17 protein-coding genes are annotated in these 14,987 nt (G+C 41.8%); 11 read left to right on the top strand and 6 right to left on the bottom strand.

Translation table 11 applies throughout. The features are described from left to right. Positions 1–4 precede the first annotated feature (4 nt). From AX660_RS04490 to AX660_RS04475, 4 genes are read left to right on the top strand one after another with little or no spacing between them, the layout of a single operon-like run. On the top strand, positions 5–475 hold the full coding sequence (locus AX660_RS04490; RefSeq protein WP_068373140.1) for an HAD family hydrolase: 471 nt from the start codon (positions 5–7) through the stop codon (positions 473–475). A gap of 13 nt (positions 476–488) precedes the next feature. Beyond that, on the top strand, positions 489–1,058 hold the full coding sequence (locus AX660_RS04485) for a hypothetical protein (protein ID WP_068373137.1): 570 nt from the start codon (positions 489–491) through the stop codon (positions 1,056–1,058). Between the two features lie 54 nt (positions 1,059–1,112). After that, the gene (locus AX660_RS04480) at positions 1,113–1,520 is read left to right on the top strand and encodes a GFA family protein (protein ID WP_068373133.1); all 408 of its coding nucleotides are present in this window, start codon (positions 1,113–1,115) and stop codon (positions 1,518–1,520) included. A 47-nt stretch (positions 1,521–1,567) separates the two neighbouring features. Further along, positions 1,568–1,936 (top strand): hypothetical protein, encoded by a 369-nt coding sequence (locus AX660_RS04475; protein WP_068373130.1) that lies wholly within the window; start codon positions 1,568–1,570, stop codon positions 1,934–1,936. A 62-nt stretch (positions 1,937–1,998) separates the two neighbouring features. On the opposite strand, the gene AX660_RS04470 is transcribed toward AX660_RS04475, so the two are convergent. Continuing rightward, on the bottom strand, positions 1,999–3,297 hold the full coding sequence (locus AX660_RS04470) for a metal-dependent hydrolase family protein (protein WP_068373127.1): 1,299 nt from the start codon (positions 3,295–3,297) through the stop codon (positions 1,999–2,001). A 38-nt stretch (positions 3,298–3,335) separates the two neighbouring features. Then, a complete protein-coding gene (locus AX660_RS04465; RefSeq protein ID WP_068375180.1) occupies positions 3,336–4,796 on the bottom strand; it encodes a M20 family peptidase in 1,461 nt (486 codons plus the stop codon). 167 nt (positions 4,797–4,963) lie between these two features. Between AX660_RS04465 and AX660_RS04460 the strand changes: the two genes are divergently transcribed. Further along, complete coding sequence (locus AX660_RS04460; protein WP_068373124.1) at positions 4,964–5,872, top strand: DMT family transporter; 909 nt, start codon at positions 4,964–4,966, stop codon at positions 5,870–5,872. Between the two features lie 142 nt (positions 5,873–6,014). On the opposite strand, the gene AX660_RS04455 is transcribed toward AX660_RS04460, so the two are convergent. Then, positions 6,015–6,287 carry a hypothetical protein gene (locus tag AX660_RS04455; RefSeq protein WP_068373121.1) on the bottom strand — a complete coding sequence of 91 codons (273 nt, stop codon included), beginning with the start codon at positions 6,285–6,287 and terminating at the stop codon, positions 6,015–6,017. A gap of 157 nt (positions 6,288–6,444) precedes the next feature. Between AX660_RS04455 and AX660_RS04450 the strand changes: the two genes are divergently transcribed. The 5 genes from AX660_RS04450 (at position 6,445) to AX660_RS04430 (ending at position 10,096) form a co-directional block, all read left to right on the top strand. After that, on the top strand, positions 6,445–6,972 hold the full coding sequence (locus AX660_RS04450) for an RNA polymerase sigma factor (RefSeq protein WP_235594651.1): 528 nt from the start codon (positions 6,445–6,447) through the stop codon (positions 6,970–6,972). Continuing rightward, positions 6,962–7,570 (top strand): hypothetical protein, encoded by a 609-nt coding sequence (locus tag AX660_RS04445; RefSeq protein WP_068373118.1) that lies wholly within the window; start codon positions 6,962–6,964, stop codon positions 7,568–7,570. Before AX660_RS04450 ends, AX660_RS04445 begins: the two co-directional genes overlap by 11 nt. Before the next feature lie 88 nt (positions 7,571–7,658). Next, positions 7,659–8,249, top strand: coding sequence for a carbonate dehydratase (gene can / locus AX660_RS04440; protein ID WP_068373115.1), 591 nt, complete (start codon positions 7,659–7,661; stop codon positions 8,247–8,249). Next, positions 8,242–8,718 (top strand): histidine phosphatase family protein, encoded by a 477-nt coding sequence (locus AX660_RS04435; protein WP_068373112.1) that lies wholly within the window; start codon positions 8,242–8,244, stop codon positions 8,716–8,718. The genes can and AX660_RS04435 overlap by 8 nt, the downstream gene beginning before the upstream one ends. Positions 8,719–8,854: 136 nt before the next feature. Further along, complete coding sequence (locus AX660_RS04430; protein ID WP_068373108.1) at positions 8,855–10,096, top strand: multidrug effflux MFS transporter; 1,242 nt, start codon at positions 8,855–8,857, stop codon at positions 10,094–10,096. 21 nt (positions 10,097–10,117) lie between these two features. Here AX660_RS04430 and AX660_RS04425 read toward each other — a convergent pair whose 3' ends face one another. Next, positions 10,118–11,683 (bottom strand): alpha-N-arabinofuranosidase, encoded by a 1,566-nt coding sequence (locus AX660_RS04425; protein WP_068373105.1) that lies wholly within the window; start codon positions 11,681–11,683, stop codon positions 10,118–10,120. A gap of 239 nt (positions 11,684–11,922) precedes the next feature. On the opposite strand from AX660_RS04425, the gene AX660_RS04420 reads away from it, so the two are divergent. Next, positions 11,923–12,570, top strand: coding sequence for an OmpA family protein (locus tag AX660_RS04420; RefSeq protein WP_235594650.1), 648 nt, complete (start codon positions 11,923–11,925; stop codon positions 12,568–12,570). A 77-nt stretch (positions 12,571–12,647) separates the two neighbouring features. Here the strand turns inward: AX660_RS04420 and AX660_RS04415 are convergent, their stop codons facing one another. Then, positions 12,648–12,980, bottom strand: a complete 333-nt coding sequence (locus tag AX660_RS04415) for a hypothetical protein (protein ID WP_068373099.1) — start codon at positions 12,978–12,980, stop codon at positions 12,648–12,650. 527 nt (positions 12,981–13,507) lie between these two features. After that, positions 13,508–14,983, bottom strand: a complete 1,476-nt coding sequence (gene ilvC / locus AX660_RS04410) for a ketol-acid reductoisomerase (protein WP_068373097.1) — start codon at positions 14,981–14,983, stop codon at positions 13,508–13,510. Between the last annotated feature and the right edge of the window lie 4 nt (positions 14,984–14,987).

Here is a 14,987-nt window from a genome sequence, read left to right as displayed (position 1 = left end):
CTTAATGTCCAAACAACATTACCTGTTTGACTGGGGTGATACCTTGATGGTGGATTTTCCCAATCAAACAGGGCCAATGTGTGATTGGCCGCATATCGAAATAGTACCCGGCGCAGTAGAGTGTTTGCGCCGTTTAAGTCTTAATGCAACATGTCATTTAGCCACCAATGCCCGCGACTCCAACCTCGAACAAATTCGTTTAGCCCTGCAAAGAGCAGGTTTAAGCCAATATCTAAACAATATTTTTTGCTATCGCACTGTAGGATACGACAAATCTGAGCCGGCTTTTTATAAGCACATTGTTGATGAATTAAAAGTCGAAGCTCAACACATTATTATGGTGGGTGACTCGTTAGCTAAGGACATTTATCCCGCATTAGCTCAAGGTTTACATGCCATTTGGTATAATCCACAGCAGCTAAAGCCACCTGAGCACGTTGTAGCCATAAACCATCTTGCAGAACTTATTGTTTAACGGGTATTAATTGATGAATATTGGTATCTATATACACGAGTATTACCAAGAGTTTGATATTGAACTGTGTATAAATGACCTTAGCCAAGACTTATTAAACAAGCCCTTACCTAGTGATTACCAGTTGTTTTTTGTATTTAAAAATTGCACTACATTAATAAGCTCACAGCAAAAGTTGCAGGTATTTGATTTACACCAACACCCTGTTATCGATGTCTTGGTGGTGGTTAAAGAGTCTATCTATAATCCCTTCCACGAACTTGAGTTGACCACTGTTGCTTGGTTGCAAAAAACAGCTCAAAAAGCCTTGCTAGTTAGCACTTTGTTTTTTGCCACCCAGTTGCTCGATCATCTAGCTATTTTCACTAATCTTAAGATGTTAAAACCCAGTCAAAAACGGCGTTACACAGCAAGCACCATTAAACCTAAACGACCGCTTAATAACCGTTTAAAAAGTGAATTAATCGCCTCTACCAAGCAACCTTTACCAGAGGCCATACTTGCCTGTATACATATTTTGCATAAACTCGCAGCAAACCAACTCATGGCACAAAATAGCAAACAATTGCAGTTTGATTTGTAGTTTATAAACTCAGTACGTTTAACTTAATAACAAGGTAACTTAGGACGACATCAGATGAAAAATACAATTAGTGGTAGTTGTTTATGTGGCGCAGTTACATTTACCCTGAACAATACTTTTAAACGTTTTTATCTATGCCATTGTAAACAATGTCAAAAAATTTCGGGCTCGGCCCATGTGGCTAATCTGTTCACCGATCCGGATAATATTCAATGGACCAGTGGTGCTGAGCTTACCAAACGTTTTGAATACCCTGATCGCAATTTTACCAAGGTATTCTGCACCCAATGCGGCTGTGGTTTACCCTTTTTAAATAAAAGTGGTAAGGCGCTGATTGTGCCAGCGGGTAGCTTAGATGGAGAGCCCAACATTCAACCGAGTGATAATATATTTTGGAGCGAACGCCCTGCTTGGTATGACACAGGTGTCGAGGCGAAACATTGTGCAGGTTTTCCAGAATAATCTGCAGGCCTGAAATTAATTTTAAACCGGACAATTAGGAAGACAACATGCGATTCAACTTTAGTACTACCTTGGATTGGTTTATGGCCTTGTTGGCGCTGCTGGCTAGCTTTGCGGTACTGCAAACCTTTATCATCGGCCAACACTACATTATTCCTAGCGTCATTTTGGTAATGGCAGTGATATTTGGTAATTTAGCTTGGTTTGCTTTACACCAGGCTAGATGGGCTAAGTTGATTAATTTCTGGTGCGGATTTTTGCTAACAGCCCATTGCTTTTTTGCATTATTTTGGTCGGTAAAATATCGCAGTCTGTTAGCTGAACAGTTTGAATTGGTGTTTGTGCCACTTACTTTTGTATTGTTTGTACTAACTTGTTTATACGCTAAAAATAATAAACTCTTTATAAAATCCTAATCTTGAATAAAAAAGGGATGCTGACTTGCGTCACATCCCTTTTTTCTTACTCTTTCTGCAGCCTATTTTTTCACAAAAACCTTGCCGCCTTTCATTACAAAATCCACATCCAATAATTGTTTGATATCATCCAAGGGCGAGCCATCAGTGGCAATAATATCGGCTTGTTTACCGACTTCTATGCTACCTATACTCTTGCTCATGCCCAATAAGTCTGCGCCATTCACAGTCGCCGACTTAATGACATCCATAGGACTCATGCCTGCCTCTACCATAAGAACAGCTTCATAGGCGTTAGTGCCGTGCTGAGAAACACCACTGTCAGTCCCAAAAGCGATGTTAACTCCGGCTTTGTATGAGCGCCCTAAATTACCTTGCATATCACCACCGACTTTAATGGCTTTTTCTTTGATTGCTGGGCTCATAAAATCAGAATTTTTAGCCATTTCTACTACGGTATGCCCAGCTAAAAGCGTAGGTACTAAATAGGCGCCGGTTTTTTTAAACAACTTAATGGCTTTGTCGCCGGCATAACTACCGTGTTCAATACTGTCCACACCAGCTTCAAGTGCAGCAATAATCCCGTCCTCTTGGTGAGCATGGCTGGCTACTTTACGGCCCATACGTTTAGCGGCTAACACCACTTCTTTTAACTCGTCCATTTCCATTTGTTGACCCGTGCCGGTGGCACGATCAGTCAAAACCCCACCTGTCGAGGTGATCTTAATTAAATCGGCGCCGTATTTAATGGCATCGCGAGTAGCACGGCGACAATCATAAGGGCCATCACAGATAGTGGGGCTGGTATAAAGCTCCATAAGATCGGGTTTAAGCCCACTTACATCAGCATGGCCACCGGTAATACCAACACCACCAGCGGCAACTATACGTGGGCCATCTACCCAGCCGTTATTGATCGCATCACGCATGGCGTACATTTCTTGGCTCATGGAGCCTACATCACGCACTGTGGTAAAACCTGCTTTTAAGGTGCGCATAGCAAACATCAGTGAGCGCATTTCGACCAATTGGTCAGACATTTTTAAGTTTTCGCTGTCATTTTTAGGACCAAGCTCAAACTGTAAATGCACGTGCATGTCCATCAAACCGGGCATAACAAAGCGATTTTTTAGATCGATGTATTCAGCATCTTCCCCATATTTAGCAGGATCCTGATAACCATCCACAATGACGGAGATAACATCATCCTTTAATACCACTGTTTGCTCAGATTTAACCGCTTTACCCGGTACGGCTAATAAATTGCCAATGTGCAATACCTTGGTATTAGCTAATAAAGCGGGGCTGAATACACAGCCAGCGATGATCGCAGCTAGGGTGCTGCTTTTAAGATTAAACATGTCGTTTCCTTGTTTTTATGTTTTTACGCTGAAAAAGCTTAACCCTCAGCGCTTTGTTTAACCATAGCGTAATAAAACTGAATAGCCTGCAAATAGTCTTTGACACTAATCTGTTCATTCACACCATGAAACTGTTTTAAAGTAGTAGGATTTAAACTCACCATCATAAAACGATAGATATTTTTAGATAGAGCTTGAAAATGTCTTGAATCTGTTGCCCCTTGAACTAGGTAAGGACTAACTAACACGTTATCATCTAAACGCCTGATAGTGCTCTCTATTAACTCAAATCCTAAGGCATTAGTAGGTGAAAGGGCCGACGCTTCATTGGCCAAGTGTGCTTCTATTTGCACCAAAGGATTATCAATTACCTTGATCAAATGAGCGCGAATACTGGCAATAGTATCACCGGGCAAAATTCTAAAATTCACCACGGCACTTGCCACTGTGGGTAATACATTGGATTTATTACTACCTTGCAACATTGTCACCGCTGTCGTGGTACGCATGCTTGCCGCGGAGCTAGGTTTGGCCAGTAATGCCTGTTCTACTACGGGTGATAACAGCCACAAATTAGCTAAAGGCAGGCGGCTATTCAGAGGCATGGCAAAACCAATTTTTTCAAACATCATAGCAAAAAAATCAAGTTTGGCTGTAAAGGGATGATTTTCTATGTCTACTACCGCCTGCGCTATGATACCCGCCGCAGTGTGATCCGGTGGTTGTGATGAGTGACCACCTTCACCCTTGACGCTAAGATGAAAATTAACAAAACCCTTTTCAGCCACACCGACCAGAGCCACAGGTTGTGGAGCGCCGGGTACTATACCGTCAGTGACTACACCACCTTCATCAAGGATAAATTCAAACTGAATGTTTTGTTGGGCAAAGTGTTCAGCAATCGCTTTGGCGCCATCTCCACCGGCCTCTTCATCATGACCAAAGGCAAAATAGATACTGCGCTGAGGTTGATGACCTTGAGCCAAATACAGCTCCATGGATTCCATTAACGCCAGCACACTCACTTTGTCGTCAATGGTGCCACGTCCCCAAATAACACCGTCTTTGACCGCACCGCTAAAAGGTTCTTGTTGCCAATCGGCTAAGCTGGCTTCTTCGATGGGCACCACATCCATATGACCCATAAACAAAGCAGGTTTAAGCGCGGTGTTTTGACCTACCAAGTGATACACCACACTGTAGTCAGCGATGCGGGTTTGCTGAGTATATTGGCTGACTAACGGGAATGACTTAGCCAAATGGGCATGAAAATCACTAAAAGCCTGATGGTCAAACTGGCTGCGATCATCATAGGAAATGGTCGGGATCTGGATAGCCTGACTAAAACGAGAGACGACCTGACTTTCATCAAGTTCCTGAGGAACAAGCGCCTCAGTTACCTGAAACTGAGTGTCACTGAAAACGGTGACGGCTCGATACATTAATACGCCAGCTAAGAGCAACAACAGCAAACTAATAAAGAGGGCTATCTTCTTCATAATTAAGCAGATTTTAATAAGTAAAATAGAGTGCCAGTATAGCCCCCCATCTAACTTAATTACCAGTACCCTACAAGGCACAACAAATAACGGGTTTAGCATTCCATAGGCAGATAAAGCCGCGTTTGCTAAACTCAAATACTTATATTTTCCTGAGAAACATTTCCTTGTCTAATTCCAGTTTATTCGCAGTCGTAGTGTTAATTTGGGGCTCTACCTGGCTAGCTATTACCTTTCAATTTGGTGAAGTAGACCCGATTATATCGGTAGGTCTGCGCTTTACTCTGGCCGCCATTATTCTGGGTTTATTTTGTTTTTTTAGAAAATTATCCTTAGGCCTGCCTAGTCATATCCATTTTAAAATGGCCGGGGCAGGCTTGTGTTTATACGCTTTGGATTACACTCTGCTCTACCATAGTCAGCAATATATTCTCAGCGCCATCGTCGCTGTAATGAGTTCATGCATGGTGTACATCAACGTAGTATTACGTCGAGTTTTGTTAAAAAAGCCCATGCGTCGAGAGGTGGTTATTGGCGCTAGTCTTGGCATGTTAGGCATCACGCTGATTTTTTTACCTGAATTTGCCAAAATCAAAGCCGATCATTTGTTACTCATCGGTATAGCGCTAGCCTTTACCTCGTTTTTCTTTGCCTCCTTAGGCAATGTTGTCTCTGAACGCATTCTCGATCACGGTACACCGGTTATTCAGATGAACTTTTGGGCCATGAGTTATGGCGTGGTTTTTATCTTGGCTTGCGCCTTGATCCAAGGTGTGGAGTGGCGAGTTCCTACTAGCCCCGCTTATTACCTGTCCATGTTGTATTTGTCAGTGTTTGGCTCAGTGCTCGCTTTTGGCGCCTATATGAAACTGGTAAAACAAATGGGCTCAGATAAATCAGCTTATGTGGTATTGGTTTACCCCATAGTTGCCTTGATTTTATCCACGGTATTTGAGGGCTATCAATGGCATCTTGAAGCCATTATCGGTGTATGTGTCGTACTAGTGGGTAATGGCATTGCTATGGGCAAAATACCATTACCAGCATTCACCACCAGTACACATCATCAAGGTTGAACTAGACCCATAGTCATTGGAATTGCAGTTAGGCGGCAAAGGAACTCAGCCCCATGAGCTTAGCTGCACTAAGTGCCATGTTGGCTACAAATCACGGTGAGTGATAGCAGCCAACAACACTGCAGTTTCAAGGGTGAAGGGTTTATAAACGATTCAGTTTTTGATTAAGCTCATAGGCAGGCTCAGTGACAATTTTTTCCAGTACCTGAATGCGCTCGGTTAATTGAGCGATAATTTGGTCTTTATCTGCTGTTTTAGTCTGTTGCATTGGTTTATCTAGATTATTAAAGGGGTTTGTCACTTCACCGTTGAACCAAGCAGCGAACTGCCAACCTTTAGTATGATCAAGCCAAGATATCAAAATACCAGCGGCTAATATTGAACCGAACATTAAGAACAATTGTAATTTATCCATAATCAAATACCTCTTAAAAGTTGTTAGAACTGAAGTTAATCAAGCCAAAAACATCCACAATGTGATGACTGGTACTTAACTAGTCCGTCACTTTTAAAACTTATTACAACTATTTTGTAATTTTTTTAGCAGCATGCAGACTATGCAGCTGTAACTTATGAAAATGAGCGAGACAGGAAGTATTTTGAGTCAGGATTTTAATCAGATTTTGCAGCAATACAGTGGTTTGCTTGGCAGGGTAGCGGCCAGCTATGAAGCTAATCATCATTTGCGCCAAGAATTACTGCAGGAGATTTCACTGGCCGTATGGCAGTCACTGGCTACCTTTAAAGGCGACAGCAGTTTACTCACTTATATTTTGCGCGTGGCACACAATAAAGCCGTCAGCCATGTGGCTTACCACGCTAAATATCCACGTAATGACAGCTATTGCGAAATAACCCATGCTAGTGAAAGTCAGACACTAAACTCAGAGTCGCATATGCAACAACAGCAACAGATCAACACCTTACTCGACGAAGTACGCAAATTACCAATTCAAACCAGACAGATTGTTACCTTGTCCATGGAAGGACTGAGTTATCAGGATATTGCCGAGGTCTGTGGTATTCAGCTCAGCAATGTGGGTGTTATTTTAAACCGCAGTAAAAAAGTGATTATGGAGGCCATGGCTCATGTCAGATAAACCCTTAGAGCATGAAGTTGATGCGGCCGAAAACTCTCTTAATTCTTTGTGGCAGCAACAGCAAACCGAATCTGTTGGAATAGAGTCAATAAAACGAAAATGGCTTAATATCAAACTCAAACAACGTGTGTATTTTGTTGTCGATTTTGTCGGTGTACTTTTTATGGTAGCGGTGTGTTATTTTGCCTTTGATAAAATGGGGCTGTTTGCCAAAACATGGATGGCCATTCTGACTTTTTTTGCGGGCGCCACTGCCGTTTATTTTAGCTATTTGCGACGTTTTGCCTTGAACTGGTCAAATGAGGGTACCGGCTCCTACATAGAGCAACTTAAAAAACAACTTAAAAGTAATATCCGCATCGCCAAGCTTAACCGCGACATGTCTTTATGGATGATATTAGCCATAGCTATTTTTTATGTGGGCATGTTTTATTTTGACGAGGTAGTGCTAGAAACCGCGGTCAGAAAAGGCTTGATTTCTCTCGCCATTCTGGCTGTTTTTACCCCACCATTTTGGCTGTGGGCTAACCGTAGAGCTAAACGTTTTACTCGAGAGCTCATGTTATTAGAACAAGCATTAGACCAAGATAAGATTTGATTAACAGTAGTCTCACAGTTTGATTCGCTATGGTTGGACTTGTTCAAGCAAGTTGATTGATTATACTGCGTGCACAAAGTGAGGGTATATGAACGATATTAACGATTTACTTGAAAATAATAAAAATTGGTCAGAATCGACTAAAGAAGCCGATCCAGATTTTTTCGACCGTTTATCCAAACGCCAAAAACCTGAATATTTGTGGATTGGCTGCTCAGATAGTCGAGTTCCAGCGAATCAAATTGTTGGTTTAATTCCTGGTGATATCTTTGTCCATCGTAATGTTGCCAATTTAGTGGTGCATACCGACTTCAACTGCTTATCGGTAATTCAGTATGCGGTCGATGTACTCAAGGTAAAACACGTCATAGTCTGTGGCCACTACGGTTGTGGGGGTATTGATGCGGCTTTGCAAGACCAGCAATTTGGCCTGATTGATAACTGGCTCGGGCATATTAAAGATATCGCCTACAAACATCGTGCTGAATTGGCTGAGCTCAACGACCATGATAAAAGTGCACGTTTATGTGAGCTTAATGTACTTGAGCAAGCCGCCAATGTGCGACGCAACAATATAATCAAAGATGCAATAAAACGCGGTCAAGATTTGACGGTACATAGCTGGATATACAGCTTACGTAATGGTCGCTTAAAAGACTTGGCCAAAGCGAATGACTAAACTTATCACCTTATGCACTATGTTTTTTTTGGCATTGAGTTGCCAAGCACAAGACAGTACTTGGTATTTTGTGCGCCATTTTGAAAAACAAACGGGCGATGACCCTCATCTTAATGAACTTGGTCAACAAAATGCACAGTCACTGGTTACTGCCTTGAAGGGTAAAAAACTTAACAAGATTTATTCTACCCAATACAACCGAACCTTAGAGTCAGCCACACCACTTGCGACTGAAAGAGGATTGGAAATCATTATTTACGATCCCGCAAAACTTGCGTTTTTCGCTGAACAAATCAAAGCTGAAAACCATATCCTGATTGTTGGCCACAGCAATACCACACCACAACTTATAAGATTGATGGGCATGGAAACCGCAGATTTAACCGAAGAAGACTACGGGCAATTATTCACTCTGACCAATGAGCAAAAACAATTAAATTTGCTGATCCAAAACCTTAGGGCAAATTAGTTAATAGCCTAGTTGCCAAAAAGCCATGTTGCTTTAAGAGGTAAAAGAGACAACATTGGCATGAAAGCAAATAAAATTATAAGCAGCAGCAAATCTTGATGATAGAATTTGCGTCCAAAAAATAGGGTGCAAACAAATGTCATCAACAATTAAGGTAAAAACAAGAAAAATCAAGCCTGCCTTAGGTCTGGTGGAGTTTGTCTCGTTAATGGCATTGATGACCTCCTTAGTTGCCCTAAGTATCGACGCCATGCTGCCTGCACTCGATCAAATCGCGACTGATCTAGCCATTACCGACCCACAACAAACCCACCTTATTGTGTCACTTTTTTTTATCGGTATGGGTTTTGGCCAACTTTATTATGGCCCTGTTTCAGATAGTAAAGGTCGCCGTTATGCGATCATTTCGGGTCTCATTTTCTTTGCCATTGGTACCATTGTTTGCATGTTTGCTGAAACCCTAACAGTGATGCTGATTGGCCGAGTCATTCAAGCTTTTGGCGTTTCAGGACCGCGTATCGCAGCATTGGCAGTTATTCGTGACCAATACGAAGGCGAAGCCATGGCACGAGTCATGTCTTTTATCATGATGGTGTTTATTTTGGTGCCAATGTTAGCGCCTAGTTTTGGCCAAGCTATTTTGTTTATGTTTTCTTGGCATCATATTTTTTCGGCGTTTTTAGTCATAGGTTTATTAAGTGGCATTTGGTTTTTTGTGCGCCAACCCGAAACCTTACCAAAAGAAAAACGTAAACCTTTTAGCTGGCAACAACTGCGGATTTCGAGCAAGTTTATTCTTACTCACAGACTAGTGATGTTTTATACCATTTCTATGGGTTTGATCTTTGGTGGATTTTTGGCTTATATCAGCGCCTCACAAACGTTGTTTCAGCACGTTTATGCTACAGGTGAAATGTTTCCGCTGTATTTTGCACTTTTAGCCTTTTCGATAGGTTTGGCCTCGTTTATTAACGGTACTTTGGTCATGCGTTTGGGCATGCGTACCCTGTGTAACTGGGCCATGGTTGGTTGGTTAATCTTTTCAATTTTACTGACTATATTGTGCTTGATATATGACGGTATCCCGCCCTTGTGGCAGTTTGTTACTGTGCTGTTTTGTGCGTTTTTCTGTATCGGTATTGTTTTTGGCAATGTTAATTCAATGGCTATGCAACCCTTAGGTGACATGGCGGGCTTAGGTGCCGCGATTATTGGTTCGATGAGTAGTTTGTTTTCGGTACCCACTGCCGTATTAGTTGGCAGTTTTATTGAAGATACTATTACCCCAGTAGCTATTGGCTTTGTGGTTTTTGGAGCCTTGTCTCTCACCTTTTATTGGTTTGCTGAGCATAACTCGGTGTTATCTAAGCCTGCGTAAACTTACGCAGGCTCATTTCTATTACAGTTTACCTAGATTTAATACCAGCAATGATTTAGCCGGAACCGTTATTACTGACTTACCCTTTTTCACTTTGGCGCTAAAGGCGACAGGTGCAATATTGTTGGGTTTATCAAAGGTATTGTGGGCATCCATTTTTTCATCACTTAATAACCAGCCAGTGACTTGTTTTACTTCACTTAAGTTCAACTCTACGGACTCGCTTGTTTGGGTATTAACCAGTGATAGATAGACGTTACCGTCCTTAGCTCTGGCTGCTGATGCACTTAAGCCAGGGATAGTTTTACCATCTAATTGATAGCTTGGTTGAGAACTTAGACTGATAGGCAGGTAGTTGGCATCCTGAAACGGCACATGCATTTTAAAGGCATGATAAGTGGGTGTTAGCACCATTTTTTCTTTGTCTGTTAAGATCATCGCTTGTAATACATTAATCATTTGCGCGATGTTAGTCATGGTCACGCGATCCGCATAACGGTTAAAGATATGAATGTTCAAACCCGCAACAATGGCATCCCTAAGGCTGTTTTGTTGATATAAAAAGCCCGGATTGGTGCCTTTGTCTACGTCATACCACGTGCCCCATTCATCCACATAAAAACCCACTTTTTTCTCAGGGTCCAGTTCATCCATTATCGCCACATTAGCTTTGATAAAATCTTCAATTCTTAATGTTTGTTCAAGGGTAGAAAACCATAGTTCTTCATTAAAACCTGTAGAGCTGCCTTTTACATCCCATTTGCCTGTAGGTAAGGTGTAATAGTGATGGCTAATGCCGTCCATTCTGAGATTCCAAGAGGGTTTAACCCCTTTTAATAAAGTCTCAGCCCAGATAGTTGAGTCATCTGTACCACCACTAGCGATCATGATGGGACGATTGTCTTGTGGCGTTTTTGCAAACGATGCCCACTGGTTATACAAATTTGTATAAAACTCCGGGGTCATATTACCGCCACAACCCCACGCCTCATTACCAATAGCGAAATAATGCAACTTCCAAGGTTTATCACGGCCATTAGCTTTGCGCTGCTCAACCAAGGTAGTAGGAGCATCTGATGTCATATACTGCAACCAGTCAGCCATTTCCTGCGGTGTACCTGTACCCAGATTGCCATTGACATAAGTGTCAGCACCCAGCAATTCGGCTAAGGCAAAAAATTCATGGGTACCAAAGGCATTGTCTTCAATAACGCCACCCCAGTTGCTGTTAACGGTTTTGGGGCGCGATTCACGTGGACCAATACCATCACGCCAATGGTACTCATCAGCAAAACAACCGCCAGGCCAACGTAGTAAAGGCACCTGTAGTTCTTTTAAGGCCGTAAGTACATCTAACCTGAAACCATCTTTATTCGGAATAGATGAATCTTCGCCTACCCAGATACCTTCATAGATGCCACGACCCAGATGCTCCATAAACTGGCCATAAATATCTTTATTTAGCACGCTGCCTAGTTCATTGGCTTTAATGGTGATGTCGACCTGTGGTGGTTTTGCCAGCAAGCTTGTGCTTAGCAATACGCTACCTAGCAATAATAAGGCCTTTGATTGCAATTTTATCTTCATAGTAAGTTTTCCAAATTAGTTTGGTGGTTAGCTTAACGTTATAAATTTGTTACTAATATGCATGGATTTGTCTAGGGTATTATAATTTTTAACATTTGTCATATTGTCATACTAATTCGTATGGAATTTCTGGAACACTTCCTGCAATTCACATTATGTTCACCTCTGGTTAAGGCAACTAACCAGATACTTAAATCATAAATATTGTTTTAAACAATGAGGTTTTATCAGGAATGTGTATGACGAATATGAATTATAAAAAACTAACAATGGCCTTGGGTTTAAGTGCTTTTGTACTAACTGGCTGTGCTAACAGCAGCGCAACCAACACACAAAAGGGCGCTGGAATAGGTGCAGTGGTAGGCGCATTAATAGGTAAAGGTACAGGTGACAACGCTAAAAGCCGTTATGCATGGGGTGCGGTGGTTGGTGCCCTTGCTGGTGGCGCTATTGGTAAATATATGGATAACCAAGAACAAGAGTTTCGTGACGAGCTGGCTGATTCGGGCATTGAAGTGGTACGTGATGGTGACAATATTAATTTAATCATGCCGGGTAATATTACCTTTGACACAGGCAAGGCCTCGATATCAGGTAACTTTTATTCAGTGCTTAATGATGTTGCCTTGGTCATCAACAAGTATGAAAAAACTACATTACAAGTTGTAGGACATACAGACAACGTAGGGGCTGATAGTCAAAACCAAGTGTTATCTGAGCAGCGAGCGAGCGCAGTTAAAAATTATTTAACGCAAAATGGCGTGGATAACCGCAGGGTTACCACTATGGGTATGGGAGAGTCACAGCCTGTTGCCACTAATGACAATGCTGGCGGACGCCAACTTAATCGCCGTGTTGAGCTGACTATTGTACCTTTGACTAGCTGATTTCAGTTTGGCGCTGTGTTGCAGTTAGCTGTTTTTTATAACAGTTAACACAGCGCCTTTTTCTTTTTTTTAAACGTTTATTTGACTAATCGAATACTCGGTTTGGGTTGTTGATTTTCTAGAATATCCACGACCTTAGCGCTTTTAACGCCATTTTTTATCCTGTCGTAACTGATGTTTTTCATGCCCATAGACTCACAAAATCGATAGATAGTCATAAAGTCTTCTTTGCTAAGCTCTTCGTTACTTATCGAAAGGTGCGAATCTATATAAACCTGCTCGCCATTGGCTGTGAGGTTTGCTACTGCAGAGTAGGGCTCACCATGCTTGCGTACTTTTAACGCTCTAACCATTTTAACTTCGAAAATCCAATCATCCATTTGGCATATGCGGCTTATTTTTTTTGTCATTATTCTACCTTACTTCAGTTCACAGATGAGTATCACCCTTTGGCATAGCCTTAGCTTTTAGCAAGCCATACGCCAAGACCGCAAGCACCGATTTTATTGGCTTGCATGGATTTTAAAGCAAGCGATTTGTTACTTATGTGCAACAAACAGAATAAATGGGCTCGAACTAGACTTATTTTTTGAGGGGCAAAAGATGATGGTGGGCTTTGAGCTTTTATTATCAAGGGTTTGGGGCTAAATTGAGACTGTAGGTAATCAGTGACAAGCTGGTATTTTTAGAAAGTGTATATCCTTTATAATTGCAGTTGCACAGCGGCAAAGGTAGCCCATGAGCTTAGCTTTACTAAGTGCTAAGCAAGTTACAAATCAGGGTGAGTGAGCACAGCTAACAAACGTGTAGTTTCAAGGATGAAGGGAATAGATATAAAAAAGCCCAGCCAAATTGGCTGGGCAAGAGGGCTTTTATCAAGCACCTTTACGACAGAAATCGTTTCAAATAAATCAAATTATTCTTTGCAAGTTATCAACTACACAATGGCTTTCATGTCGGTCATATAACCGCGCAAGGTAGCGCCTATGGTTTCTACGCCGTGTTCACGAATCGCTTTGTTCACTTCTACCAGTTTTTTGTTATCTACGCTGTTAGAGGCAACTGCAAAACCTTTACCGATTAAATCAGTTCCGATGTGTGGCATCAGTTTTTCTTTCAATAAAGGAATAGCGACATTGGCAAATAAATAGTTACCATATTCCGCTGTATCAGAAATAACTACGTTCATTTCATACAAACGCTTACGGGCGATGGTATTCGAAATCAGTGGCGTTTCATGTAATGACTCGTAATAAGCAGACTCAGGTAAAATACCGGCTTCAACCATAGTATCAAAGGCCATTTCTACCCCAGCTTTAATCATCGCGACCATAAAAATGCCGTGGTCATAAAACTCTTGTTCATCAATTTTACCGCTGTAAACCGGTGCATTTTCAAAACCAGTCTGACCGGTTTCTTCACGCCATTTTAGCAAGTTAGCATCGCCATTAGCCCAGTCTTCCATCATAGTGCGAGAAAACTCACCACTGATGATGTCGTCTTGGTGTTTACCAAATAATGGTCCCAACAAATCTTTTAATTGTTCGCCCAATTCAAATGCTTTTAACTTGGCTGGGTTAGATAGTCTGTCCATCATATTGGTGATACCACCAATTTTAAGACCTTCAGTAACGGTTTCTAAACCAAATTGAATTAGTGCACCGGCGTAGGCAGGGTCGATGCCGTCAGCAACCATCTTTTCATACCCAAGCACAGCAGCAACTTGTTGCATGCCACATAAAATCGTTTGCTCGCCCATTAAGTCAGACTTAACTTCGGCCACAAAAGAAGACTCAAGTACACCAGCGCGATCGCCGCCTGTAGCAGAAGCCAATGCCTTAGCGATATCCCAACCTTGACCTTGTGGATCATTTTCTGGATGCACAGCGATTAAGGTAGGCACACCAAAACCACGTTTATATTCTTCACGTACCTCAGTACCTGGGCACTTAGGTGCACACATAACTACCGTAATATCACTGCGAATTTTTTGACCTTCTTCAACGATATTAAAACCGTGTGAATAACCTAAGGTCGCGCCTTTTTTCATTAGCGGCATGATGGCTTCAACCACACTTGAATGCTGTTTATCAGGCGTTAAGTTATAAACGATGTCAGCAGTAGGGATAAGCTCTTGATAAGTACCAACAGTAAAACCATTACCACTAGCACGTTGAAAAGAATCACGTTTTTCATCAATAGCAGCCTGACGTAAGGTATACGACACATCTAAACCTGAATCACGCATGTTCAAACCTTGGTTTAAACCTTGAGCACCACAACCGACGATGACGATTTTTTTACCTTTTAAGAAATCACAACCATTGGCAAATTCTGCGCGTTGCATAAAACGGCAACGACCTAATTGGTCAAGTTGCTGACGTAAAGATAATGTATTGAAATAATTAGCCATTGTT

The organism is Paraglaciecola hydrolytica, from assembly GCF_001565895.1.
GTDB classification, from domain to species: Bacteria; Pseudomonadota; Gammaproteobacteria; order Enterobacterales; family Alteromonadaceae; genus Paraglaciecola; species Paraglaciecola hydrolytica.
Note: the sequence above shows the minus strand (reverse complement) of the source record. Positions and strands in the feature narration are given on the sequence as shown.

Excerpts from the sequence above, each read along its gene's own strand:
- AX660_RS04490 (WP_068373140.1), top strand. The coding sequence starts at position 5 with ATGTCCAAACAACATTACCTGTTTGACTGGGGTGATACCTTGATGGTG.
- AX660_RS04485 (WP_068373137.1), top strand. The coding sequence starts at position 489 with ATGAATATTGGTATCTATATACACGAGTATTACCAAGAGTTTGATATT.
- AX660_RS04480 (WP_068373133.1), top strand. The coding sequence starts at position 1,113 with ATGAAAAATACAATTAGTGGTAGTTGTTTATGTGGCGCAGTTACATTT.
- AX660_RS04475 (WP_068373130.1), top strand. The coding sequence starts at position 1,568 with ATGCGATTCAACTTTAGTACTACCTTGGATTGGTTTATGGCCTTGTTG.
- AX660_RS04470 (WP_068373127.1), bottom strand. The coding sequence starts at position 3,297 with ATGTTTAATCTTAAAAGCAGCACCCTAGCTGCGATCATCGCTGGCTGT.
- AX660_RS04465 (WP_068375180.1), bottom strand. The coding sequence starts at position 4,796 with ATGAAGAAGATAGCCCTCTTTATTAGTTTGCTGTTGTTGCTCTTAGCT.
- AX660_RS04455 (WP_068373121.1), bottom strand. The coding sequence starts at position 6,287 with ATGGATAAATTACAATTGTTCTTAATGTTCGGTTCAATATTAGCCGCT.
- AX660_RS04450 (WP_235594651.1), top strand. The coding sequence starts at position 6,445 with ATGAAAATGAGCGAGACAGGAAGTATTTTGAGTCAGGATTTTAATCAG.
- AX660_RS04445 (WP_068373118.1), top strand. The coding sequence starts at position 6,962 with ATGTCAGATAAACCCTTAGAGCATGAAGTTGATGCGGCCGAAAACTCT.
- can (WP_068373115.1), top strand. The coding sequence starts at position 7,659 with ATGAACGATATTAACGATTTACTTGAAAATAATAAAAATTGGTCAGAA.
- AX660_RS04435 (WP_068373112.1), top strand. The coding sequence starts at position 8,242 with ATGACTAAACTTATCACCTTATGCACTATGTTTTTTTTGGCATTGAGT.
- AX660_RS04430 (WP_068373108.1), top strand. The coding sequence starts at position 8,855 with ATGTCATCAACAATTAAGGTAAAAACAAGAAAAATCAAGCCTGCCTTA.
- AX660_RS04425 (WP_068373105.1), bottom strand. The coding sequence starts at position 11,683 with ATGAAGATAAAATTGCAATCAAAGGCCTTATTATTGCTAGGTAGCGTA.
- AX660_RS04420 (WP_235594650.1), top strand. The coding sequence starts at position 11,923 with ATGACGAATATGAATTATAAAAAACTAACAATGGCCTTGGGTTTAAGT.
- AX660_RS04415 (WP_068373099.1), bottom strand. The coding sequence starts at position 12,980 with ATGACAAAAAAAATAAGCCGCATATGCCAAATGGATGATTGGATTTTC.
- ilvC (WP_068373097.1), bottom strand. The coding sequence starts at position 14,983 with ATGGCTAATTATTTCAATACATTATCTTTACGTCAGCAACTTGACCAA.